21 protein-coding genes are annotated in these 23452 nt (G+C 56.9%); 12 read left to right on the forward strand and 9 right to left on the reverse strand.

The features are described from left to right. Positions 1-46: 46 nt before the first annotated feature. Complete coding sequence (gene pbpC / locus GWQ29_RS09475) at positions 47-2374, forward strand: penicillin-binding protein 1C (protein ID WP_345893297.1); 2328 nt, start codon at positions 47-49, stop codon at positions 2372-2374. 404 nt (positions 2375-2778) lie between these two features. On the opposite strand, the gene GWQ29_RS09480 is transcribed toward pbpC, so the two are convergent. After that, positions 2779-3744 carry a hypothetical protein gene (locus GWQ29_RS09480; RefSeq protein ID WP_275919295.1) on the reverse strand — a complete coding sequence of 322 codons (966 nt, stop codon included), beginning with the start codon at positions 3742-3744 and terminating at the stop codon, positions 2779-2781. Between the two features lie 177 nt (positions 3745-3921). Here GWQ29_RS09480 and thiI point away from each other — a divergent pair, with 177 nt between their 5' ends. Continuing rightward, positions 3922-5370, forward strand: coding sequence for a tRNA uracil 4-sulfurtransferase ThiI (thiI, locus tag GWQ29_RS09485; protein ID WP_275919296.1), 1449 nt, complete (start codon positions 3922-3924; stop codon positions 5368-5370). A gap of 99 nt (positions 5371-5469) precedes the next feature. On the opposite strand, the gene GWQ29_RS09490 is transcribed toward thiI, so the two are convergent. Together GWQ29_RS09490 and GWQ29_RS09495 are read right to left on the reverse strand one after the other, a co-directional pair. Beyond that, positions 5470-5862 (reverse strand): hypothetical protein, encoded by a 393-nt coding sequence (locus GWQ29_RS09490; protein ID WP_021138553.1) that lies wholly within the window; start codon positions 5860-5862, stop codon positions 5470-5472. A gap of 101 nt (positions 5863-5963) precedes the next feature. Then, a complete protein-coding gene (locus tag GWQ29_RS09495; RefSeq protein ID WP_005310300.1) occupies positions 5964-6596 on the reverse strand; it encodes a trimeric intracellular cation channel family protein in 633 nt (210 codons plus the stop codon). Positions 6597-6997: 401 nt separating this feature from the next. On the opposite strand from GWQ29_RS09495, the gene flaA reads away from it, so the two are divergent. The 7 genes from flaA to GWQ29_RS09530 all read left to right on the forward strand — a co-directional run bounded on the left by flaA (position 6998) and on the right by GWQ29_RS09530 (position 14122). Continuing rightward, positions 6998-7909 (forward strand): flagellin A, encoded by a 912-nt coding sequence (flaA, locus tag GWQ29_RS09500; protein ID WP_275909372.1) that lies wholly within the window; start codon positions 6998-7000, stop codon positions 7907-7909. A gap of 582 nt (positions 7910-8491) precedes the next feature. Further along, the gene (flaB, locus tag GWQ29_RS09505; RefSeq protein WP_111589720.1) at positions 8492-9397 is read left to right on the forward strand and encodes a flagellin B; all 906 of its coding nucleotides are present in this window, start codon (positions 8492-8494) and stop codon (positions 9395-9397) included. 34 nt (positions 9398-9431) lie between these two features. Continuing rightward, complete coding sequence (locus GWQ29_RS09510) at positions 9432-9872, forward strand: flagellar protein FlaG (RefSeq protein ID WP_034523542.1); 441 nt, start codon at positions 9432-9434, stop codon at positions 9870-9872. Between the two features lie 27 nt (positions 9873-9899). Continuing rightward, on the forward strand, positions 9900-11291 hold the full coding sequence (fliD, locus tag GWQ29_RS09515) for a flagellar filament capping protein FliD (RefSeq protein WP_265461316.1): 1392 nt from the start codon (positions 9900-9902) through the stop codon (positions 11289-11291). A 17-nt stretch (positions 11292-11308) separates the two neighbouring features. Next, a complete protein-coding gene (fliS, locus tag GWQ29_RS09520) occupies positions 11309-11731 on the forward strand; it encodes a flagellar export chaperone FliS (protein ID WP_125607838.1) in 423 nt (140 codons plus the stop codon). Beyond that, entirely contained in the window at positions 11728-12027 is a 300-nt protein-coding gene (locus GWQ29_RS09525; protein ID WP_275919297.1) for a hypothetical protein, read from the forward strand. The genes fliS and GWQ29_RS09525 overlap by 4 nt, the downstream gene beginning before the upstream one ends. 7 nt (positions 12028-12034) lie before the next feature. Continuing rightward, a complete protein-coding gene (locus GWQ29_RS09530; protein WP_275919298.1) occupies positions 12035-14122 on the forward strand; it encodes a 6-hydroxymethylpterin diphosphokinase MptE-like protein in 2088 nt (695 codons plus the stop codon). 110 nt (positions 14123-14232) lie between these two features. Here the strand turns inward: GWQ29_RS09530 and GWQ29_RS09535 are convergent, their stop codons facing one another. The 5 genes from GWQ29_RS09535 to GWQ29_RS09555 all read right to left on the reverse strand — a co-directional run bounded on the left by GWQ29_RS09535 (position 14233) and on the right by GWQ29_RS09555 (position 18572). Continuing rightward, on the reverse strand, positions 14233-15048 hold the full coding sequence (locus tag GWQ29_RS09535; protein WP_111589716.1) for a cobalamin-binding protein: 816 nt from the start codon (positions 15046-15048) through the stop codon (positions 14233-14235). Beyond that, complete coding sequence (locus GWQ29_RS09540; protein ID WP_275919299.1) at positions 15041-15991, reverse strand: cobalamin biosynthesis protein; 951 nt, start codon at positions 15989-15991, stop codon at positions 15041-15043. Before GWQ29_RS09540 ends, GWQ29_RS09535 begins: the two co-directional genes overlap by 8 nt. Continuing rightward, positions 15988-16680: a 5'-methylthioadenosine/S-adenosylhomocysteine nucleosidase gene (gene mtnN, locus GWQ29_RS09545; protein ID WP_042467693.1), complete on the reverse strand. Its 693-nt coding sequence runs from the start codon at positions 16678-16680 to the stop codon at positions 15988-15990. Before mtnN ends, GWQ29_RS09540 begins: the two co-directional genes overlap by 4 nt. Positions 16681-16783: 103 nt before the next feature. Continuing rightward, entirely contained in the window at positions 16784-17542 is a 759-nt protein-coding gene (locus tag GWQ29_RS09550; protein ID WP_159166075.1) for a transporter substrate-binding domain-containing protein, read from the reverse strand. Between the two features lie 97 nt (positions 17543-17639). Then, a complete protein-coding gene (locus tag GWQ29_RS09555; RefSeq protein WP_275919300.1) occupies positions 17640-18572 on the reverse strand; it encodes a ZIP family metal transporter in 933 nt (310 codons plus the stop codon). Positions 18573-18939: 367 nt separating this feature from the next. Here GWQ29_RS09555 and GWQ29_RS09560 point away from each other — a divergent pair, with 367 nt between their 5' ends. Then, positions 18940-20571, forward strand: a complete 1632-nt coding sequence (locus tag GWQ29_RS09560) for a methyl-accepting chemotaxis protein (RefSeq protein WP_021138566.1) — start codon at positions 18940-18942, stop codon at positions 20569-20571. Between the two features lie 364 nt (positions 20572-20935). Here the strand turns inward: GWQ29_RS09560 and suhB are convergent, their stop codons facing one another. Beyond that, the gene (suhB, locus tag GWQ29_RS09565) at positions 20936-21739 is read right to left on the reverse strand and encodes an inositol-1-monophosphatase (protein WP_005310327.1); all 804 of its coding nucleotides are present in this window, start codon (positions 21737-21739) and stop codon (positions 20936-20938) included. Positions 21740-21938: 199 nt separating this feature from the next. On the opposite strand from suhB, the gene GWQ29_RS09570 reads away from it, so the two are divergent. Then, positions 21939-22394: a hypothetical protein gene (locus tag GWQ29_RS09570; protein ID WP_011898874.1), complete on the forward strand. Its 456-nt coding sequence runs from the start codon at positions 21939-21941 to the stop codon at positions 22392-22394. Between the two features lie 195 nt (positions 22395-22589). Further along, the gene (locus tag GWQ29_RS09575) at positions 22590-23252 is read left to right on the forward strand and encodes a glutathione S-transferase N-terminal domain-containing protein (RefSeq protein ID WP_021139807.1); all 663 of its coding nucleotides are present in this window, start codon (positions 22590-22592) and stop codon (positions 23250-23252) included. Positions 23253-23452: the final 200 nt, after the last annotated feature.

Raw genomic sequence — 23452 nt, forward strand, 5'->3', positions numbered from 1 at the left:
GGACGAGGCGCGTCCAGCCGGTTTTTGGTCGCGCGCTCGCCAGTGGTTGCATCAGGGTTGGCTTGCTTTGCCAGGTTTACCTCGCTGGCTGCGGCTGACGGGGTTGGGAATGGGGGCTCTCATCCTGGTGTTGCTGGTGTTGGATCGCGCCTTCCCGCCGCCACCGCTGGATCCCGCCTATGCGCGGGTGGTGCTCGATATGAAGGGGCGTCCCCTGCGCGCCTTTGCCGATACCAGCGGGGTGTGGCGCTATCCGGTGACCCTGGCGCAGGTCTCTCCCCGTTACATAGAGGCATTGCTCGGCTACGAGGACCGCCATTTCTGGCGCCATCCCGGGGTCAACCCTGTGGCCATGGTGCGCGGGGTCTGGCAGTGGCTGCGTTACGGGCGGGCGGTATCGGGGGGCTCTACCCTTACCATGCAGGTGGCCCGCTTGATCGAGCCCTATCACAGGAGCGTACCCGGCAAGCTGCGCCAGATGGCGCGGGCGCTGCAACTGGAGTGGCACTACGACAAGCGCACCCTGCTCACCGTTTATCTCAACCGTGCCCCCTTTGGTGGCAATCTGGAGGGGGTACAGGCGGCCAGCTTTGCCTATCTGGGCAAGAGTGCGGCCAAGCTCACTCATGCCGAGGCCGCCCTGCTGGCGGTGCTGCCGCAGGCCCCCAGCCGTTACCGACCCGATCGCCATCCGGATCGCGCCCGCGCCGCCCGTGACAAGGTGATGCAGCGGCTGGTCAAACAGGGAGCCTGGCCAGACGCCGTGTGGCGTGAAGGGCGAATAGAACCCGTGCTGGCACGCGGTCACTTCACTCCCATGGAGGCGCCGCTGTTTGCCCGTCTCGCCGCAGACAGCCAGCCGGGCGCCCTGGTGCATACCACCATAGACGGCGATCTGCAGCGCTGGCTGGAGGCGCGAGTGGCGACTTATATCCGTCGTTTCCCGGAACAGACCTCCGCCGCCCTGCTGCTGGTGGATAACCAGACCATGGCGGTGCGCGCCTACGTGGGCAGCGCCGAGTATGGCAATCTGCGCCGTCATGGCTACCTCGACATGGTGCAGGCGATCCGCTCACCCGGCTCCACCCTCAAGCCGTTTATCTATGGTCTGGCCCTCGATGCTGGCCTGGTTCATTCGGCCTCCCTGCTCTCCGATGCCCCCAGACTGGGGTCGGACTATCGCCCCGCCAATTTTACCGGCGCCTTTCAGGGGCCTGTCACCCTGACCCGGGCGTTGCAGCAATCCCTCAACGTTCCCGCCGTGCAGGTGCTGGAAGCCCTGGGGCCCGATACTCTGGTCAATCGACTGGATAACGCCGGGGTCAGGCTGGCCCTCTCCGACAAGCCCAATCCGGCCATTGCGCTGGGGGCTGCCGGCGTCAGGCTTGAACAGCTTGTGGCGCTCTATAGCTCCCTCACCCGGCAGGGACAGGTGGCGATGCCGGTCTGGCTGGCGGGACAACAGTCGGTATCGCGCCCCTTGCTGAGCCCCGGGGCCGCCTGGATCACCTGGCAAATTTTAAGCTCGCAGGGGAGGGCTGATCAGCCCTTTGCCAGCGAGGCGACCGGCCGGGTCAACCGGCTGGCCTGGAAGACGGGCACCAGCTATGGCTATCGGGACAGCTGGGCGCTGGGAGTCTCCGGCCGCTGGACCCTGGGGGTCTGGCTGGGGCGGCCCGATGGCACCCCCTTGCCCGGTTTTTATGGCCAGAGCGCGGCTGTGCCGCTGCTGCTCTCCGTCTATTCGCGACTGGGGGACAACAGCCCCCTGCCAGCGCAACCCAATACGGTGAGCGAGGCCGAGATCTGTTGGCCACTGGGGCGGCGGGTGAGTGCCACCCTGCCTGAGGCCTGCTTGCAGCATCAGAGCGCCTGGCTGCTGGATGAGCAGGATCCCCCTACCTTGCCAGACCCCATGGATTGGCCTTCCCCCCTGCGCCAGGTTGCACTGACCAGTCAGGGCAAGCCGACCCTGACCCGTTGTGACGACGCCAGCCAATCTGTCTGGCGGGCGCTGTGGCCCTTGTCGCTGGAGCCCTGGCGCGCGCCAGGCGAGCGGCGCAAGGCGCTGCTCGCCAGCGGTTGTGAGGGAGCGGGACAGGGGGCGGATCTGCAGGCGCCGATTCGCATCGTCGCCCTGGGGGAGGGCAACCTTATCCGTAGCCAGCGCTATCGCCTGCAACCCAGGGTGCTGGGTGGTGTGGGCAAGCCATTCTGGTTTCTCAATGGCCAGCGCCTGCGCTGGGATGGGGATCAGGTATTGAGCAAGGCAGGCCGCTACCAGCTGGTGGTGGTCGATGAGGCGGGCAACAGCGACAGGGTGGAGTTTCGTGTGGTCCATCCCGATCATGATGCCAGTTTGCTTGCCCGTTGAGCCATATCGCCACCTCTATGGCGCAGGGTTATTACCATTTGAAACATATTCATGTTTGAGAAGTGAAACCTGCCAACGCATAGTGTTGGGCTCTTTCAAATCCAATCAGGAGTTCCCATTGCTACGTTCATTTTTTCCCCTGCTGGTGTTGATGCTCTCGGGCTGTGCCACGACAAATCATGGTGAGACCTCTGTTACCCCGGAGCGCACTCGTTTCTATTCGCCTTTTGAACCGGGCTCGGAGAGTTTTAGAGGCTGTCGTGATAATCCTTTTATTTGTCACCCGATGACGCAGATGCGCACTGCTGACCAATGATGGTAGTGGTGACGGGGAATATGTCGGTTGTGATGGAGGAGGCTGGGTTGGTAAGTACCACCCCGGCCTTCATTGATTGCGGGGCTTGTCAGCCAGGCTGGCGCAGATGACCGAGGCGAGTAAAAAAATGCTGACTTTTGCGCTGGTGAAAATGGCTCTTCTTGATGGGATGGAAGATGAGGTTGCTAGCCGGGTGGCTTGCCTTGAGCTGATGGATCATCGCCATGGCTGGCAATGAACAGCTGATCAGGGTGGTGAGCGGCAGGCTGTGGGTCGCGGGCCCCAGCAGCTGATTGAGCCCTTGCTGCGCCAACTCGAAACGGGTCAGGGCTGCTGGCTCGGCATAGCCGCTGCCCAGCATGGTGAGCATGGCATCGAGGGCCTGATGGAACTCGGCCAGTTGCTGGCGAAAGCCGCTGCGGGCGCGCAGTGCAATCAATTCATCGAAGGAGATTTCGCTCAGGTGAGTGGGCACTTGCAATGGTATCTCGAGGTGGAAGCAATCCTGGCCGCCCCGATTGTGGTAGCGGGATTCGAGCAGGTGCAGCAGCCTGTCCAGATAGTCGTGATCCGTGATGAGCGCCCCCTCATTGGCGAGTGCCCACTCACGGGCGAGGCGCATGGAGAGCAGATTGGCAAAGCGCCGCGCCATCTTGATCCCCCCCTCATCCTGGCTGGCAAAGCCGTGGGCGAGGCAAAAGCCGTGCAGCCGCTCAAGACCGGCCTGGGTCGGGCAGAAGCAGTCGTGATTGGCGCTTTGACGCCAGCGAGTGATGAGTTCCCTGTTGCCAAATACTTTGTGGCGGGCAAAGTCGGGCGCAACAAGACCGCCGAGCTGACTCTCCAGCTGAGGGGTGATATCTGCAAAGAAAGCTGGCTCGGGCCGCTCTGCCAGCAGGTCGGTTCGCTGCTCCAGCGCACTTAGCAAAGTGGTGAGGCCGCTTTTCTCACTGATGGTGAAGACGAAGGCGAGCCGCTCCAGATAGAGCAGGGCAAACTTGAGCCAGAGCTCGTCACGTACCTCCATGCCGGGGTAGTAGATATAAGTCTTCATCGGATCTTCTGTGTTGAAGCATCTTGCCAGGGCGCAGGTTCGGGAATATACGCAAGATTGCCGCCGGGCCGCAAACATTGAGTGGGAGAATATGGGTGAACGCTCAGCCTGTAGGCGCTGGCAACAAAGTTCTGATATAATCCGCGCCCTTAAATCAAGGCCACCCGAGTTGAAACCATGAAGTTCATTATCAAGCTGTTCCCGGAAATCACCATCAAGAGCAAGTCAGTGCGCCAGCGCTTCACCAAGATGTTGCAGGGCAACATTCGCAACGTGTTGCGCCGCTTCGACGAAGATGCCCGCGTACGGATGGATTGGGACAAGCTGGTAGTGAGCTCCCGCAATGATCAGTTTCACGCCCAGTATCTGGAGACCCTGGCCTGCATCCCGGGCATCCAGTACTTCCTCGAAGTGAAACTGAGCAACTTCACCGACCTGCATGACATCTTCGAGCAGACCCGCGCCGTCTGGGGCGATCGGCTGAAAGGCAAGACCTTCTGCGTGCGTGCTCGCCGTGTCGGCAAGCACGATTTCAGCTCGCTGGAGCTGGAACGCTATGTGGGTGGTGGCCTCAACCAGCATTGCGAAACGGCCGGTGTACGTCTGAAAAAGCCTGACATCCAGGTCAACCTGGAAGTGGAAAACGACGAGCTTTACATCATCAGCGCCGTTCACCATGGCATGGGTGGTTTCCCCATGGCGACTCAGGAAGACGTGCTGAGCCTGCTCTCCGGCGGCTTTGACTCGGGCGTGGCCTCCTACCAGTTCATCAAGCGCGGTTGCCGGGTGCACTATTGCTTCTTCAATCTCGGTGGTGCCGCCCACGAGATCGGGGTCAAGCAGGTGGCCTACTACCTGTGGAGCAAGTTTGGTGCTTCCCATAAGGTACGTTTCACCGCCATCGATTTTGAACCCGTGGTCGCCGAGATCCTGGAGAAGGTGGATAACGGCCAGATGGGGGTAGTGCTCAAGCGCATGATGATGCGTGCCGCAGGCCAGGTGGCTGACTACTTCCAGATCCCGGCCCTGGTGACAGGGGAGTGCGTGGGTCAGGTCTCCAGCCAGACCCTCACTAACCTCAACGTCATCGATCGGGTGACCGACAAGGTGATCCTGCGCCCGCTCATCACCTGGGACAAGCCGGACATCATCAGCGAAGCCCGTCGTATCGGCACCCTGGAGTTTGCCGAGACAATGCCTGAGTATTGCGGCGTCATCTCCAAGAAGCCGACCATCAAGGCTGTGCTGTCCAACATCGAGGCGGAAGAGGCCAACTTCGACTTCGCCATCCTGGACAAGGTGGTGACAGAGGCCCGTTACCTCGACATTCGCCGCATCGGTGAAGAGACCGCCGCCGAGGTTCAAGAGATAGAGACCACAGAAGTGCTGGCCGCTGACGAGGTGATCCTGGACATTCGTTCTGCCGACGAGCGCGACGAGAAACCCTTGGTGGTGGAAGGCCGTGACGTGCTGCATATCCCCTTCTTCAAGCTGGCCACCGCCTTTGGTGATCTGCCCAAAGAGCAGACTTATCTGCTCTACTGCGATCGCGGCGTGATGAGCAAGCTGCAGGCGCTCTACCTGAAAGAGAAGGGTTTTGACAACGTCAAGGTGTACCGCCCGTAATCAGAGGGTGACGTTTCGAATAAGAAATCCGGCCAATGAGCCGGATTTTTTATTTCACTGCGCATCACGCTCAGATGGTGTGTCAAGACAACGTGGGGATCAGGGGCAGGGGACAGGGGTAAAGGTTGACTCGCCCTGGCAACGCCAGCCCATCTCGGCCTGCTTCATCTGCCACAGGTTATTGCTGCGAAACAGGGTCAGGATGTAAAGCATGTCACTCTTGTTGCCATCGAGGGCAACCGACAGCACCAGATCATTATCCAGTTGTTGTGCCTGGATGCGACTGGGTATGTCGCTATGGCCGACAAAACGCAGTGCCACTTCACGATAATCATTGACCCAGGTTTGCCGGGTCGTGCTTGCCTGACGGATCTGCTGGTTGAACTGCTGCACCGGAGTAGAAGCCAGTCGTCCAAACAGTACCTGTGTATCGGCGTGCGCCGTTGCCACATTCATCAGTAGCAGGGAAGTAATGAGCCCAAGTTTTTGCATGAGGGATTCCGGCTTACAACGACTGGATCCTATGACAACAGAAAAGCCCGCTTGGTTCAACGTAACGAGGCCGGGAGTGCGACATGCCCCCAGCCCGAACATCAATGGCGTTGCAGCGAAAAGGTGGGCAGTGACAGGTGCCAGTAAATGGCAGCGACCCGCAGACCAAATACCCCCAGCATGCTGATCAGCATGGCGGTCACCCTGTCCACGTTGACCTCCAGTGCCAGGGTATAGAGGATGCCCCCCAGAATGCAGGCAGTGGCATAGATCTCCTTTTGCAGCACCATGGGCACCTCCCGTGCCAGCACATCGCGGATCATGCCGCCAGCCACACCCGTCATGGTCCCCATGATCACCGCAATCAGACCTGGGGTACCGAAGTTGAGTGCCTTCTGGGCACCGATCACGGTAAAGAGAGCCAGCCCGAAGGCATCCGCTACCGGCAACACATACCAGGGCATACGCTTGGGTAGCTTGACCATCCACATCCCCACCAGCGCCGTGGCAATTACCACCCAGATATAGAGAGGGTCACGCACCCAGAATACGGGGGTGGCACCCAATATCATGTCGCGGATGGTGCCACCGCCAATGGCGGTTACTGCCGCCAGTACCATGACGCCGAAGGCATCCATCCTGAGCCGCCCTGCTACCAGGACGCCCGAAAACGCGAATACCGCAGTACCAAACATGTCGCTGATGTAAACAATCTGCTCAACCAATGTCTGCATGGAGAACAACTCACGTCCAATTGTTGATGGGGTCGCGATTCTAGGGGGTGGACAGGCTTCTGACCAATGATGACCTGCAAAAATGAGAGCCAGACCCAGTTTTTGCAAGCGGGATGCGGGAGCGCGGAAGAGCGCTGACACCTTGCAGGTCAGGGCACTTGCTTTGCCATGGCCTTTGGCTTGTGCGGCATCCTTCTGATAAGGGGAACTTTTTGGATTTTTTCTCTTAAGTAAAACGGGAATGTGCCGATAAATAGGGTAAGCGGCGTTAATGCGATGAAGCGTTAAAAATAATGCTAAAGACATCGAAAAAGAGGCCGTTAAATAAGACGCATCGGACAGGAAAGACAATAAAGTCCGAGCAAATTAGATAGTAAATTTAATAGCTTAGGAGAATGGTTATGGCACTTTATATCAATACGAACGTTTCATCGCTTAACGCCCAGCGTAACCTGATGAACACCAACAAATCTCTGGATACTTCTTACACCCGTCTGGCATCTGGTCTGCGCATCAACAGCGCAAAAGACGATGCGGCAGGTCTGCAAATATCCAACCGTTTGACCTCCCAGATCAATGGACTGGACCAGGGTAACCGTAACGCCAACGATGGCATTTCCGTTGCCCAGACCGCAGAAGGTGCCATGGATGAAGTGACCTCCATGCTGCAACGGATGCGCACCCTTGCTCAGCAATCTGCCAACGGTTCCAACAACACCGATGACCGTACCGCTTTGCAGCAAGAGTACACTCAACTGATGACTGAAATCGACCGGGTGGCCAAAGACACCACCTTTGGTGGACAGAACTTGCTCAGTGGTGGCTATGTAGGCTCCTTCCAGGTTGGCGCTGATGCAGGTCAGACCATCACCTTCCGGATGACCACTGCCTTCACCATCTCGGGCATGGCATCAGCCACCAGTGGCAGTGCGGCGGTAACCACCACCACATCGGGTGAGCCTTACCTCATCACCAAGACAGCAGGTACGCCAGTCAGCTCCACTAGCATGTCGTCCATCCAGGCGGCCAGTTCAGCCCAGTCAGCCATGGCTAATCTGGACTACATGATCAAGGTGGTGGACAGCAAGCGTGCGGAATTGGGTGCGGTACAGAACCGGTTTGACTCGACCATCCGCAACCAGGCGAACATCTCGGAGAACGTCAGTGCAGCTCGCTCACGTATTCGTGATGCAGACTTTGCGACCGAAACGGCCAACCTGACCAAGCAAAATATTTTGCAACAGGCGGCATCCACCATACTGTCGCAGGCAAACCAGCGTCCCCAGTCTGCACTCTCGCTGCTGCAGGGCTAACAAAAGAAAACAGGGCGGTTGTTCAGGCCGCCCTGGTCAAGAGATGGAACAAAGGGGTGTTCGGTTTGCACTCTGTTCTATCGGGAGAGAATCAATTCTCTATATTAGTAATGCCAAGTGTTGTACAGCTGTTCAGTTCTGTCATCCTTGGTCATATTCTCCTGAGCGTATGCTCATTTTAGGCCGGTTTTCCGGCCTCTTTTTATTGTGCCGTCAAATTGACGCCACTCGCCCATATCAAAGCACAAACCGTGCCAAAAGCAATCAACGCCTCTATCCGGCTCCTCGGCCAACTCTAGACCCCCTGGCTACTCTCCTGTCCTCTTCCCCTTTGCCGCCTGCCGGATAAAACTTGCCGCCTTCGGCAATTATTTTCCTAAAGCTTGTGTCCCTGCGGCCGTTAAATAAAGTGAAGCAATCGAGGGGTGTTCGGAATCCAACGCTTGCACTACTGCGGGTGGCCTGTTCGTTCAAACAGACACCCGCCAGAAGACACAGGATTGTTCAACCTGTTCTTCTAACGGTGGGACGTCGCTTTGTCGGCGCAACCCGCAGTCGCATGTTCTTCGGGAGAATATTTTTATGGCCATGTACATCAACACGAATACTTCATCACTGAACGCCCAGCGTAACCTGATGAACACCAACAAGTCCCTGGATACGTCCTATACCAGACTGGCCTCCGGTCTGCGTATCAACACTGCCAAGGACGATGCCGCCGGTCTGCAGATCTCCAACCGTTTGACCTCACAAGTCAATGGTCTGGATCAGGGTAACCGCAACGCCAACGATGGTATCTCGGTTGCACAAACCGCTGAAGGCGCCATGGATGAAGTCACTTCCATGTTGCAGCGTATGCGTACCCTGGCCCAGCAATCCGCCAACGGTTCCAACAACACTGACGACCGTACTGCACTGCAGCAAGAGTTCGATCAGCTGACCACCGAAATTGACCGCATCTCCAGCGATACCACCTTTGGTGGCCAGAAGCTGCTGGATGGCTCTTACAAAGGGTCCTTCCAGGTGGGTGCCGATGCCGGTCAGACCATCACCTTCAAGATGACATCCGCGTTCACCATCAGCGGTATTGCGTCATCGACCAAGGGGAGTGCTACCGTTGCCACGAGTGCTACCGGCGAGCCCTACACTGTGACCAAGGGCACCACGGCAGTGACCTCCACCAGTGTGAGCAGCATCACCACTGCCAGTGCCGCCCAACTGGCCATGGCCAACCTTGATTTCATGATCAAGGCCGTTGATAGCAAACGGGCAGAGCTGGGTGCGGTGCAAAACCGGTTTGACTCGACCATTCGCAACCAGTCCAACGTCTCAGAGAACCTGAGTGCAGCACGTTCTCGTATTCGCGATGCGGACTTTGCGACTGAAACAGCCAACCTGACCAAGCAGAACATTCTGCAACAGGCGGCCTCCAGCATCCTGGCGCAAGCCAACCAAAGACCGCAGTCTGCCCTGTCCCTGCTGGGTTAACAGGCAGTGATGAGATAGAAAGAGGAGCGACGATATGGCCAATGACATTGGAATACCCTCATCGGTCACTCCTTCTTCTCTTCAGTCAAGTAGCAAGAGCGGCCAATCGGCCGCTCAAGTGCTATCTGGCACGACGGAAGAGCAGCGGGTGATGGCACAGGATGTGAAGAAGCAGCAAGAGGAGAAGGCGCAAGAGAAAGTCAGAAAACAGGATATTTCTGAGGTTGATATTGAAAAGGAGGTCCAAAACTTGCAAGAGTTCAGTAAGTTGCAAGGATGGACTGTCAATTTCAGTGTCGAAAAGGATCTCGAGCAGGTTGTCATCAAGGTGATGGATGCCCACACCAAGTCGATGATCCGTCAGATCCCGAGCGAAGAGTTGCTGGCCATCAGCAAACGGATCAAGGATCTGCGCGAAGGCGATGCGACCGGCGGAGGTTCCCGTGTCGGGCTGCTGCTCGATAACGAGATCTAATACGCAAGCATAACGAGGAGAGTGAGTATGACCACAGTAACTTCTGCCGGTGCCGGCTCGGGACTCGATCTTGAGTCTGTGATTGCTGCCAGTGTGGATGCCAAAAAGGCACAACTGCTGCAGCCAATTACCACCAAGAAGACCAATGCTCAAATCACTCTCTCAGGTGTTGGGCAACTGAAATCAGCCATCGCTTCCTTTGTGACCACGCTCAAGGCGATGTCCAAGGACGATGCATTCAACAAACGTGCCATCAACATTACTCAGGACAAGGACAATCCCGTACTCAAGGTGGAGAGTAAAACGGGGGCCTCCAACGGGCAGTACGACATCACAGTCAACAAATTGGCGAAGACCAGCAAGTTTGAAGGTGAATTTGACAAATCCACCGACCCTATGATCACCCAGGATGGGAAACTGACCTTCAAGGCGGGTGACAAAACCTTTGATGTGGATGTCAAGGCGGGGGATACGCTGCAATCCATTCGCAAGCGTATCAATAATGATGGCGATAACTTTGGCCTCAGCGTCAACATCATGAACACGGCCAATGGCAAGTCCAAACTTGTTATCGACTCCGGTGTCAGTGGTACTGGCAAGGACTTGCAGATTACTGGCAACACCACAGAGTTGACCGACAACTTTGTCTCCAAGTTGACACAAAGCCAAACTGCTCAGGATGCCGAGATCACGGTGGACGGAAGCACACTGACCAGTGCAACCAATACCTTTGATGGTACGATTCTCGGACTCAAGGTCACAGTGTTGAGAGAGTCCGACAAAAATGCGGACAATTCGCTCAAATCCAACAAGGTGGATGTGAGCACCGACAAGGCTGGCATCAAGGACATGGTCAAGAGCTTCATCGATGGCTACAACGCCCTGGTGAAGAAGAGCGGTGATCTTGGCAAGCGCAGTTCGATTGTGGCCGGGGTCAGTCAAAATGATGGGGGTGCCTTGGCTGGCGATGCCACTACCCGCGCCGTGACAAATATGATGACCGGGGCCATCACAGAGCCTTCCAAGAACTCTTCCACGTTTTCGACCATCTTTCAGCTGGGTGTCAAGATGGACAACAAGGGGGTGCTCTCCCTTGATAGTGAGAAATTCGATGAGGCGGTTGACAAGAACTTCGACCAGGTTGTGGCCCTGTTTGGTGGCAAGGATGGCGTGGCCGGCAAGATGGCCGGGCAACTGGAAAGTTACTCCAAAACCGGTGGCTTGCTTGCCAAGCGGGAAGATAGCCTGAATTCGGATCTGCGTGATGTCAATCGCAAGCAATCGGATGTTTCGGCCCAGCTGACCAAGTATGAAGAGACACTGCGTGCCCGTTACGGGAGCCTGGACAGCATGCTGGCCAAGATGAACAAGTCAGCCTCATATTTGAACCTGCTCAACACCAAGAACAGTAATTCATAGTCAGGATCGGTGTTTCTATGTATCGGAAAAATATCAAAGCCTATACCACCCAGAGTCTGCAATCCGAGCTGGCAGTGGCCGACCCTTATCGCGTCATTCAGCTACTGATGCAGGGATGTCTCGAGCGTCTTGCCCAGGCGCGTGGCGCGATTGAGCGTCGCGACTTTGAGCACAAGTCCCAGTCCATTTCCAAAACGATGGCCATCATCAACGGCCTGCAGGACTCGCTGGATCTCTCTTATGGCAAAGTACCCGAGGACTTGTTCGCGCTTTATGATTACATGAAGGCCCGGATGATGGATGCCAGCCGGGATATGGATATCAGTGCGGTTGACGAGGTGATTAACCTGATGCTGACCGTAAAAAGCGGGTGGGATGCGATTCCCGTCGAAGAGCGCGACAAGGCGCTGGCACAGCAAAAAGTAGGCAGGGCGGAATGAACCGCCCCCCTCTGATTGTATTGATGGAAACTGGCAACCAGCTGTTGGCGCTGCTCGAGCAGCGCCAGCTGCAGGAGGCTGACAAGCTGGTAGAGCCTTATCTCGGTGCGCTTGATGGTGCGTTTCAACACATTCCATCGGGTGCTGTGCTTGATGCTGAGCAGCGTCAGGCATTGCAGCAGTTTCAAGCCATCCATGAGTGGGTGGGAAAAGAGAAACATCTTGCAGAGGAGGAGTTGCTGCAGTTTTCCAAAGCGGGTCGCGCCTCTGATCTTTACAAGCTGAATGCAGGTTAGGCATATCATGGATTTTAATAAAAACATTGCCGATGTAGAAAATGAACTCTCTCGCCTAGAGCGGCAAAAAAAACAGGAAGCCGCCATGCTGGACGTGCTTCCTGTTCGTCATCAGCTCAATATGGCTGCTTTCGCAAAACACATGCCCGGCATTCATGATTATTTCAAAGATTATCAGCCCGTCCGGCCATTTCGTTTTTTCTGCAATGACAATGGTATTCCCAATATCTTGTGGCTTGATGATGGGGTGTCTCTTTATGGTGAGGATCCATTTGCCGAGGTACAGGCACAGATAGCAGAAGTGATCGAGCAGAGTGTGTTGCAGTGCATCGATTTTATTCCTCAGTGGCATATCGATGGCCAGATCCACATAAAATTTAATAATGAAATATCCAAATTAAAAGAAAAATCAGCCTTGGAAGGCTTGCGGTTGAACAGTGCCCTGCACTCAGATATTCCGTTGTCACTGATGTACGGGATCGGCTTGGGATACCAGCTGGGTTATCTCTATGAGCAGTGCAAGATCAGGAACCTGTTTGCCTTCGAGCCCGATCTCGATATGTTCTATGCCTCACTCTATTGTTTCGATTGGCATGAATTGTTCGAATATATGGAGCGTGAGTCACTTAGCTTGCATCTGTTCATCGGTGTTGACGAACAACTGCTTGCAGCGGATATGATGGAAGCCCTTCATCGCAAGGGGGCATTCTGGTCGGCTAGCTACTTCTCTTTTTGCCATTATCATTCTCCCAAGCTGCACGCGCTGATAAATCAGGTAGAGAGCGAGTTTTACCTGCTCAAAACGGGCTGGGGCTTCTTTGACGACAATATCTACGCGCTGGCTCACAGCCACAATCATTTGCAAGAGGGAACTCCGTTCCTGAAGCGGCAGCGTGATACATCGGCATTCAGCCAGGTGCCAGTGTTTGTTGTGGGTAATGGTCCTTCTCTGGATCAGAGCATTGACTTTATAAAGCAGCATCAGCAACAGGCTGTCATCATCGCCTGTGGTACAGCTGTCAGTGCGCTTCACAAGGCGGGTGTCAAGCCAGATATCTATGTGGCCGTAGAGCGTACCAAGAGTTCGGCAGATTTCCTGCGCATTCTTGATGCCGATGACTTTATCAAGGATACCGTCTTCCTGAGCGTTGATGTTATTCACCCCGAGTGCAAAGGATTCTTCCGCAAGACGGGATTGACGTTCAAACCCAATGAACCCATGTTTTCCATGCTGATCAGTGCCTTTGGTCAGGCATTTGAATATGACACCATTGAGTTTTCCAACCCGTTTGTGGGGAATACCGGACTCAACTATGCCGCTTTGCTGGGCTTCAAACAGGTGTATCTATTCGGCATCGATAATGGCTACAAGTCGGCAGGCAAACACCACTCCAGTTTGAGCTTGTATTACAACGACAAGAAAGAAGCCAAATATAACGAGAATCTGAAAGATACCTTCCCGGCACCGGGCAATTTTGGTGGGGAGGTGCGCATCAATCATTTGTTTGGGCTCGCCATCCATAATATGGAGCGTGTGCTGAATAATTATCCTGATTTGCGCTGCATCAACAGCAGTGATGGGGCCTATATCGAGGGCGCCATACCTCAAGGTGTCGAATCCTTGCAGCCATCTTGGCCCGAACTGGATAAAGTACGATTGGTGGATGAGGTGATGGATCGCTGCTTCCAGCCTTTCGACATGACCAGCATTGACTTCAATGCCGCGCTCAATGTGTCGCTTTTCGATGAGCTGATAGATAAATTTCAAGCGGATTGGCAACAGGTGCCGCGTGAGCACAATGCCGTGTTGGCACTTATGCAACGACACCATGACTATCTTCTCTACTTGCTCATGAGCCGTGAATGCCATCTCTATCGTGTGATGATAGGCTCGATAAACTATTTCTATGCCAATATCATCAGCCTGATGATGGCCTTGGTAAATGCAGACTCTGACGAGTTTGAAATAAAGCTGAAAGAAGCTGAATCAATACTCGGGCGCTTCTTTGAGGAGAGCAAGGTCATGTATGCAGATGCATTCCAGCGGCAGGACTCCACCTACTTTGCTGGGCTCAATGTGTTCAAACATACCTGACCAGCAGGTAATGCCTTTCAGTGAAGAGATAGTTTTCAGACACAACAAGACGCCGGCAGATGCCGGCGTCTCTGTTTTCAATACCGTTATGTAATTGCCAGTGTCAGTGGCTATTTTGCTTGCACGCGAGCGATGGCATTGCATACCTGCTCCACGGCATTGAGCGCCCTCGGGGTGAAGCGGTGCAGTTCATCCGAGTTGATGAGTTGCAATCGTTGATGTTTGACCGCATCGACCATGGGCCATTGTTGCCAGTGACGTAAAGCGTCAGGATCCTGGCTGCCAGCCAGAATGAGCGCAGGGTCAGACTTGATCACCTGCTCCAAATTGACCTGAGGGTAAGGGGTTCTGGCGCCAGCCATCAGGTTCTCCGCACCGCACAGTTCGATGGCCTGGGCTGGCCACGCCGAGCCGCTGACGCTGGTCAGGGGCGGATACCAGAGCTGATAAAACACCTTAATATGGTTGGGCTGACCATAACGTTGCTTGAGCGCCGCCAATCTGGCGAGGTAGGCATCGGCCTGAGTGTTCGCTGTCTGCTCCAGGTCCAGCAGTGCTCCCAGCGCCCGAATTTCGGTGGCCAGGGAAGCAAAATCCGTGGGCTCAGAGTAGAACACAGGGATCCCCAGCTGTTCGACAGGTGCAAGCATGCGGGATTGGGCAGAGCGCCAGGCCACCACCAGATCCGGTTTCTGGGCCAGCAGAGCTTCAAGGTTGATGCTGCGGTAGTTGGCCACGTGCGGGCGATCGTTCACTTCTGGCGGAAAATCCGATGCATCATCGGTGGCGACGATGCGATCGCCTGCCCCGACGAGGAACAACAGCTCGGTCAGATGGGGGGTCAGACTGACGATGCGCATCGGTGTTGCAGCCTGCAGCGTTAGCGAACAGCAGAGCAGGCAAAGCAGGGCGAAATAGTTAGCCATGGAGTTGCTCCAGCACTGTGAGCAATGCGGCCAGTGCGAGCCAACCCCAGCCAATCAGTTGCAACCGGTTGAGTACGCGTAGCGCAGTGGCGGCGGCCGGGTCGCTTGGTGCATCAAATACCGGGAAGCGAAACAGGGTGTCCTGATAATAGCGGGGGCCACCCAGCCGGATGCCAAGCGAGCTGGATAGCTGGGTGAGCAAAATGCCCATGGCGGGGTAGGGCCACTGAATGGCAGTGCGCATCCTGGCGCCCAGCTGGCGCACTTGGGTCAGGCACAGGGGCAGTGCCAGCAGCAGAATGGCAGGGGTGCATAGGGCCTGATAAAGCACGGCGGCGGTGCGGCCGAAATGGCTGAATGTCGCTTGCTTGGGGCTCCAGCCCTGATCCATCAACTGGGCGAGTCTCCACAGCAAGGCGCCCTGAACGCCTGCCAGTGCAAACCCGAGCAAGGGACCCGCCCATTGTCCTGCCAGGCGCAGTGCACAGGTCTCGCTGACGGCCTTGGCAATCCCCATCACGGAGAGCTTGCCGGTATCGCGCCTGAGCCAGGGCGCTGCCTGCAGGCGGGCAACGACCAGCGTCTCCTGGCTTGCCAGGGAACGGGTGGCCTTGGCCAGCTCACGCAATGGACGGGACTCTATCATCAGCAACAGAAACAACAGGTCAAACAGCGGCTCGGAGAGGGAGAGGTTGCGCACAGCCCAGAGTCCGGCGGCGCATGGCAGCCAGACGACCAGCAGGGCCAGCAGACCGGCCCGAAATTGTTGCTGAGGGGAGCCATCGGGGCGGTGAACCTTGTGGCCCAGGCGGGTCAGCAGGGGTACCAGGGCAGAGAGTCTGAACTGGGCAGGCCAGGGCAGTATGGCTTCCAGCAGCACGGCCCCGAGCAAAATGGCCGCCGGAGTGGCGGCCATTTGTTCCAGTGTGGCGAGGTCGATCACAGCTTGCCGAGCATCTTGATGATCATCTCGGCGGAATGCTGGCCCGCCACTTCGATGAAGGCATCGAAGGATTCAACCTGTTCCTTGCCGGCGATGTCCGACATGGCGCGCACCACCAGATAGGGCACCTTGAACATGTGGCACACCTGGCCGATGGCGGCCCCTTCCATCTCGACTGCCAGCATCTGCGGGAAATCGGCACGGGCCTTGGCGATGGCGTCTGGTTTGCACATGAACTGATCACCGGTGCAGATGAGACCAACTTTGGTCTGATGCTTGCCTTGCTCGGCGATGCAATCCTGCGCCACCGCGATCAGTTTCCCATCGCAGGGGAAGGCGGCGGGTTGCTGTGCCATCTGGCCCATCTCATAACCAAAGGCGGTCACGTCCACATCGTGAAAGCGCATCTCATCGGCGATGACCACATCACCGATGTGCAGATCCTGGGCGAAGCCGCCAGCGGAGCCTGTGTTGATGACACAATCCGGGGCAAATTTTTCCAGCAGCAGGCTGGTGGCGACACTGGCGGCGACCTTACCGATGCCGGAGCGAGTCAGGATCACCTCTTTGCCTGCCAGCTTGCCTTGATAGAATTCGCAGCCGCCCAGTTGCAGTGTGGTTGGCTCGTTCATCTGGCTGCGCAGCAGGGCCACTTCCTGTTCCATGGCGCCGATAATACCTACTTTCATCACTCACCTCGTCTTGATGGCCGCACGGCCGAATAAGTTGTTGTGGATCATAACAAAAGTTGGTGATGGCGCCGAGCATTCAGATGACGCGGGGAAAGATACGCTAGCGGTAATGCTCGACCAGGCTGGCCAGCTCTCCGCTGTTGGCGACTTGCTGCAGCGTGTTGGCAAACAGGCCAAGCCGCTCGGGCGACGTCTGCTGGTAAAACAGGATATAAAAGGGCGTTTCCTCCATGACGGTCGGGAGTATGCGGATCTGGCTGGCGAGGTTGTGCTGGCGGATATCGAATTCAAAACCCGGTGAGCGGTAATAGACGAAACGTCCCCGTTTCATCAGCAGCTTGTGGTAATTGGCTGAACTACTGATCCCGCCGCTATCTATGATGAGACCGCCTATGGTTTGCAGCCGCGCTATGGCGCCGCTGCCATGATTGATAAGGATGGTGCCCTCCTTGCCGAGTGCCCTGACATCATCCCAGCCTTTGACCTCGACAGTGTCGTCGCTGCGCACCGCCAGGTGGTAGCGCACGGTAAACACAGGTGGTTGCAGATAGATGAACTGATGCCGACGCGCCGGGTTGTCGCCGACACCACAGATAAAATCGAGCTGGCCATGCCGCACGCTCTTCTCCAACCGCCTTAGCGGCAGGAAGGCTTGATCGCCCTGGATGCGCAGGGCGGGTTCTCGCTGCTCCATGAGGCGAAACAGGTCGACGCAAATGCCGCCGATCCGGCCATCCGGGTTTCCAATGTACTTGGGAGCCGATTCCGGTTGCGCCGCCGTGTGATAAACCTCGGGGGAACTGGCTGCCCAGAGTACAGGGGCAAGCAGGCAAAGCAGTGAGGCCACCCAGGATCTCATGTCATGCAGGCCCTCGATAAAGGCTCGGGGAGATCCCGATGCCAGCTATGTCAGTATCGTCAACGAATGAGATATCAGGCTACTTATCAGCATGTTATCAACCCAAGGCGGTGTCGAGGGTCATCATCAGGGCAAAGCCGGCCATCAGGCCCAGAGTGGCGTGGGTCTGGTGACCATTGCGGTGCGTTTCCGGGATCACCTCGTGGGAGACCACAAACAGCATGGCGCCCGCCGCCAGCCCCAGTCCTATGGGATAGGCGATGGCCATGCCGCTGGAGAGGCCGACCCCAAGCAGGGCGCCGAGGGGTTCGAGCAAGCCGCTTGCTATGGCAACCAATACCGCAACCCAGGGTCTGAATCCGGCGGCGCACATGGCCAGCGCCACCGCCAGCCCTTCCGGAATGTCTTGCAGGGCGATGGCCGTGGTCAGCGGCAGCCCCACCGACATGTCCCCCTGAGAGAAGCTGACCCCGATGGCCATCCCCTCCGGCAGGTTGTGCAGGGCAATGGCAAACACGAACAGCCAGACCCGGGAGCACTGCTGGTGACCTGGGCCGCAGGGGCCTGTCTTGTCGTGCTCATGGGGGGTGAACTGATCCAGCCCCAGCATCAGCAGCACCCCCAGGGTCATGCCGGCCACCACAACGGCCGCGGCGAGAAAGCCATCCCCTGTGATCCCATCTGCTGCTTCGAGTCCCGGCAGCAGCAGGGAGAAGGCGCTGGCGGCCAGCATCATGCCGGCGGCAAAGCCCAGCATGGCGTCTTCCACTCGTTGTGGCACGGAACGCAAGAAGAGTGCCGGCAGGGCGCCGAGGGCGGTGGCGGCAAAGCCCGCTACCCCGCCGATGAGACCATAACGGACGCCTGTGCTCATATCGTCAGTCGCCAGCATGATGAGGCTCTGCAATAGCAGCAGCAAGACGGCGGCCAGCGCGATGAGCAGACCGAGGGCGGTCAGTGGGCGAGCCTGCACCTGCTCGCGCAGTTGGACTGACCAGGAGGAAACCGGCAGGACCGACACGTTATCCATAAACTTGACCTCTCTACAGCAGATGAGGATGGCTTGTAACCATCCTGTGCATTACACCCAGCCTGACCAGCTTTGTCCATGCCCGCCCGTCGATTGTCTCCATCGGCTAACTATTTGAAATGATTTGGTCGCTATAAAAAGTGCGTGATGAAAGTCTGGTTATGGGGAAAAACAACTTGCTTTCTCGCCGATAAATCCGGTGAAGGAGTGAGCGGTTTTATGGTAAAGTGCCGCCCTCGCGAAACCCGCCCTTCCCTTGGTCTTTCGCAACGCCCCACTTCCCGGCAGGAATGCCCGGGTATCAGCTCATACGGATGTGATCGCCACAGTGCACCTGCTTGTCAGCAGTTGAGGATCACCAGCCACCATGTTTTATAAAAATCTGTCTATCGGCAAAAAGATTGCCGTGGTTTTTGCGGTCATTGCCGCCGTCAATGTGATATTCGGTATTTTCCTTTCCAGCGAGTTGCGCGGCGTGCGCGACCGCGTGCTGAATTTTACCGACTCCACCCTGCCTAGCGTGCTCTCGGTAGAAAAATTGCTCTACGACGTCTCCTATGTGCGTCGTGCCCAGTTTGCCCTGTTGATGGTTGACGATGCCGCTGATCTGCAGGCCCGTCGTGGCCGCATCCAGGACAATGTCCAGAAGGTCGAGCGTGCTTTTCGTGCCTACGAGGCAACGGTCGGCGCCGATCATGAGCGTCAGGTATTCAATCGTGCCAAGCAGGACTGGCAACAGTACCTGAACTCGGTCAATGCCGTTGATCAGATGCTGGTGCAAGGTCAGCCTGCCGAGGCCAAGGCGTTGCTATTCCAGTCAAACGCCGCCTATGGCGCCCTGGAGCAGTCGGTCAACAACCTGGTGGAGGTGAACCTCGGCTTCGTGAAGGAGAACCGTGGCAGCCTGCTCGACAGCGTCAACATGGTGACCAGTTTTGCCATGGTGAGCATCGGCGGCCTGCTGCTGTTCATGATGGCCATGACCTGGTTCCTGACACGCCAGATCTGTTTGCCGCTGTACGCAGTCGTGGCACAGGCCAACGCCATCGCCTCCGGTGACCTGACCCATCAGCTGGATCGTCAGCACATAGGTCGCGATGAGCTGGGCATGCTGGCCAAGGCATCCCTCAAGATGCAGGATAATCTGCGTGGTCTGATTGAAGAGGTGGTTGCCGCGGTGACCCAGCTTGGCGCCGCCATCGAAGAGGTGAGTGCCGTTTCCGAACAATCGGCGCAAGGGATCCAGAGCCAGCAGCAGGAGATCTCCCTGGTTGCGACCGCCATGACCCAGATGAAGGCGACCGTGGCCGACGTGGCAGGCAATACAGAGACAGCCTCCGAATCTGCCAGCTCCGCCAACGCCCTTGCCCGTCGCGGCAATCAGGATGTGCAGAGCTCGCTGGTGGCCATTACCCGGGTTGCCGAGGAGATTGAACAGGCGGGGACCCTGGTCGCCGAGCTGGAGCGTGAATCTGCCCAGATCAATCTGGTGGTGGACGTGATCCGCGGCATCGCCGATCAGACCAACCTGCTGGCGCTCAACGCCGCCATCGAGGCGGCTCGTGCCGGTGAGCAGGGTCGTGGCTTTGCCGTGGTGGCCGATGAGGTACGAACCTTGGCGGGTCGCACCCAGGCATCCACCGGCGAGATCGTTGCCATCATAGAAACCCTGCAGGCGCGCGCCAACCAGGCGAAAGAGGTGACAGGTCAAAGCTGTGACATGATCCGCCAGTGCGTAGTGCAGAGCGAGCAGACCAGCAACGGCATTCAGCAAATTGAAGAAGCGGTTGCCCAGATTGCCGACATGGCCATTCAGATTGCCAGTGCCTGTGGCGAGCAGGATGCTGTCTCCGATGAACTGGGTCGCAACGTGGAGCGGATCAATGAATCCTCCAACGAGGTTGCCATCGGCGCCGATCACACCGCCCGTGCCTGTCTGGAGCTGAGCCAGCTGGCCGCCGGTCTGAAGCAGACCATGGGTCGCTTCCGCCTGGCTTGATGACAGGAGGGCAGTGCCGGGTCGGCTCACGCTGAGCTGGCACTGTCCCGTTGGATTGATAACAAAACCCGGCTCAGGCCGGGTTTTGTTATTTGGCAAAGATGACAGTACTCAAAAGGCCGGCACCCAGTGGATAAACCCTTTTTTGCGGCTGATTGAGCCAAGGCGGGCAGGCTGCAAAGGGGGAGGGGCTTGATATCGGTTGCAAGACACTTGCTGAGTGTATCTGTATAGCAAGCTCCCGGCTGAGGGTATGGTAGGTGCTGGGCAGGATTGTTTTGCGGCTTTGCAGATAGCTGGCTTTGCAATAGACATAAAAAACCCGGCCTGGGCCGGGTTCAATGTGTGCGCTGCGGGTAACGGCTTACTTGGCCAGAGATTCCGGCAGGTTCTCACGGATCTTGCCGAGCATCTCTTTCAGGACGCGCGGGTTGGCAACCACTATGTTGCCGGAGTTTTCGTAGTTGTGACCACCGACGAAGTCGGTGACGATGGCACCGGACTCTTTGGCCAGCAGTTCACCGGCTGCGGTATCCCAGGGCTTGAGGCCGATCTCCCAGAAACCGTCGACGCGACCGGCGGCCACATAGGCCAGATCCAGCGCGGCAGAGCCGGAGCGACGGATGTCGGCACATTCGATGAACATGCTCTGGAACATCTTCAGGTAGGGCTCGATATGATGCTTCTGCTTGAATGGGAAACCGGTAGCCAGAACGGTGCCAGCCAGCTCTTTGGCCTTGCCGACACGGATGCGGTAGCCGTTCAGCTGGGCGCCGTTACCACGGGTCGCGGTAAACAGCTCGTCACGGATGGGATCGTAGACGACGGCTTGTTCTGTCTTGCCCTTGACGCGCAGGGCGATGGAGACGGCAAAGTGCGGAATGCCCTTGACGAGGTTGGTCGTGCCATCCAGTGGGTCAATGATCCATTGGTAGTCCGGATTGGTACCGGCAATCTCACCAGACTCTTCAGCAATGATGCTGTGTTCCGGGTAAGATTTTTTGATGGTGTGAATGATGGCCGCTTCGGCGTCACGGTCAACGTTGGTCACGAAGTCATTGCTGCCTTTCTGGATGGCCTCGATGTTTTCGGGCTGGGAAAAGGCTTTTACTACTACTTGACCGGCGTTGCGCGCAGCGCGCACGGCGATATTCAGCATCGGATGCATAGGTTCACCACTGGATGTTAAAGAACGGGGGATAAAAGGACGCGGTATGATACCAGTCTTTTCGATAATGACAACCGTTATACGCCTTCTCCCCGACCTTGGCGACTGCCAGATCTGACGGCTCCAATACAGACTCTTTTTGGTCTAGTCTTATGGCAGTAGCCGAATAACAGGCTGCATGAGCATAGGGATGTGGATCATGAATTTGTCATTAGTCAGTCAAAAACCGTCGGCAGCAACTACCCAGGGACTGCTAGCGGCGTTGAGAGCATCAACCGGATATGGCGCCTACTTCGACGAGGTGAATATTACCCAGCCATCGCAATGGCAGCCGGGTAAAGAGGAGGCGGCCATTCTGCTGCTCGATGGCGATACTGTCTGGCCCGAGTTCGGTTGGCAGCGAAGTGGCGATAGCTTCGGCTTGCCGGTATTGCCGCTGCTGATGCACAGGGGGGATGACTCCCTCACCATTCAGGGGCCGGATGTACGGGATCCCCGTTTTTATTTTGTCTCCAATGGCATAGCGCTGGCCGAGTCTGAACTGGCTGATCCAGCCTGCAGCCGGGTGCTATTAAACAAGCTTGAGTCCTACTTTCCGCTGCTGTCCCGCCTCATTCTGCTGCGCCAGCGCCAACCCATGGGGTTGTGCAGCTAACCTGGCATCCTCTTTTATCGGGCTGTTCAAGCGGCGCAATATTTGTCATAACTGGCCGATATTGTGCCGCTGCTGCGAGATGCGCAGCCCACATCCAATTGTCTTGTTGCATGTGCACATAGCACCAACCCGGATCCGGCACAAATGGGCCGAGGTTAGCCTCTGCGCCCGGGCCTGAATCACAAGGAGTCCATGATGATCGATTTTTATACCGCAGCCACCCCCAATGGTTTCAAGGTGGCGATTGCCCTCGAAGAGCTGGGATTGCCCTATCGGGTGATCCCGCTCGATTTGTCGGCGCTGGATCAGAAAAAGCCCGAGTTTCTGGCCATCAACCCCAATGGTCGCATCCCTGCCATCGTCGATCGGGATAACGGCGATTTCGCGGTGTTCGAGTCCGGCGCCATCCTGCTCTATCTGGCAGAGAAGGCGGGCAAGCTGTTGCCGCAGGATCCCAAGCGTCGCTCCCAGGCCATCCAGTGGTTGATGTTCCAGATGGGCGGCGTCGGTCCCATGATGGGGCAGGCCAACGTCTTCTATCGCTATTTCCCGGAGAAGATCCCGGCCGCCATCGAGCGCTATCAGAAAGAGGGGCGACGCCTGTTCGAGGTGCTCGACACCCATCTGGCGGAGCACGAGTATCTGGCCGATGAGTACAGCATCGCCGATATAGCCACCTGGCCCTGGGTGCGCATCTATGACTGGAGCGGTATCTCCATCGACGGGTTGACCCATCTGCAAGCCTGGATGGCACGTATGGCGGCTCGCCCCGCCTGCCAGAAAGGGATTGCCATACCGCCGCGCAACGAGGATCCGGCCGATCTGGTCAAGCAAGCCCAGCAGATGGTGACTCGCTAAGCTGACAAGATGGCCCCGTGACGGGGCCATCTTTTTCTCGCTTCTCCGCCTTGTTTTTACATCACCCCGCCACATCATCCATGCCCTTTGAGAAGGGGCGTCTGGCCCCACTATTTACTCCCCACAAACGAGTGACTCATCAAGAGTGGAAAGTCATTCTGCCTGATTAGTTGTTATGTTATAACGATCGACTTTCGGTT

The organism is Aeromonas sp. 2HA2, from assembly GCF_029237345.1.
Lineage (GTDB): Bacteria > Pseudomonadota > Gammaproteobacteria > Enterobacterales > Aeromonadaceae > Aeromonas > Aeromonas salmonicida.

Coding starts and splice junctions, on each gene's coding strand:
- mtnN (WP_042467693.1), bottom strand. CDS start 16,680: ATGAAAGTAGGTATTATCGGCGCCATGGAACAGGAAGTGGCCCTGCTG.
- GWQ29_RS09510 (WP_034523542.1), top strand. CDS start 9,432: ATGGCCAATGACATTGGAATACCCTCATCGGTCACTCCTTCTTCTCTT.
- fliS (WP_125607838.1), top strand. CDS start 11,309: ATGTATCGGAAAAATATCAAAGCCTATACCACCCAGAGTCTGCAATCC.
- GWQ29_RS09570 (WP_011898874.1), top strand. CDS start 21,939: ATGAATTTGTCATTAGTCAGTCAAAAACCGTCGGCAGCAACTACCCAG.
- GWQ29_RS09480 (WP_275919295.1), bottom strand. CDS start 3,744: ATGAAGACTTATATCTACTACCCCGGCATGGAGGTACGTGACGAGCTC.
- GWQ29_RS09495 (WP_005310300.1), bottom strand. CDS start 6,596: ATGCAGACATTGGTTGAGCAGATTGTTTACATCAGCGACATGTTTGGT.
- thiI (WP_275919296.1), top strand. CDS start 3,922: ATGAAGTTCATTATCAAGCTGTTCCCGGAAATCACCATCAAGAGCAAG.
- GWQ29_RS09555 (WP_275919300.1), bottom strand. CDS start 18,572: ATGGATAACGTGTCGGTCCTGCCGGTTTCCTCCTGGTCAGTCCAACTG.
- GWQ29_RS09575 (WP_021139807.1), top strand. CDS start 22,590: ATGATCGATTTTTATACCGCAGCCACCCCCAATGGTTTCAAGGTGGCG.
- flaA (WP_275909372.1), top strand. CDS start 6,998: ATGGCACTTTATATCAATACGAACGTTTCATCGCTTAACGCCCAGCGT.
- GWQ29_RS09535 (WP_111589716.1), bottom strand. CDS start 15,048: ATGGCTAACTATTTCGCCCTGCTTTGCCTGCTCTGCTGTTCGCTAACG.
- GWQ29_RS09525 (WP_275919297.1), top strand. CDS start 11,728: ATGAACCGCCCCCCTCTGATTGTATTGATGGAAACTGGCAACCAGCTG.
- GWQ29_RS09530 (WP_275919298.1), top strand. CDS start 12,035: ATGGATTTTAATAAAAACATTGCCGATGTAGAAAATGAACTCTCTCGC.
- suhB (WP_005310327.1), bottom strand. CDS start 21,739: ATGCATCCGATGCTGAATATCGCCGTGCGCGCTGCGCGCAACGCCGGT.
- fliD (WP_265461316.1), top strand. CDS start 9,900: ATGACCACAGTAACTTCTGCCGGTGCCGGCTCGGGACTCGATCTTGAG.
- GWQ29_RS09550 (WP_159166075.1), bottom strand. CDS start 17,542: ATGAGATCCTGGGTGGCCTCACTGCTTTGCCTGCTTGCCCCTGTACTC.
- GWQ29_RS09490 (WP_021138553.1), bottom strand. CDS start 5,862: ATGCAAAAACTTGGGCTCATTACTTCCCTGCTACTGATGAATGTGGCA.
- GWQ29_RS09560 (WP_021138566.1), top strand. CDS start 18,940: ATGTTTTATAAAAATCTGTCTATCGGCAAAAAGATTGCCGTGGTTTTT.
- flaB (WP_111589720.1), top strand. CDS start 8,492: ATGGCCATGTACATCAACACGAATACTTCATCACTGAACGCCCAGCGT.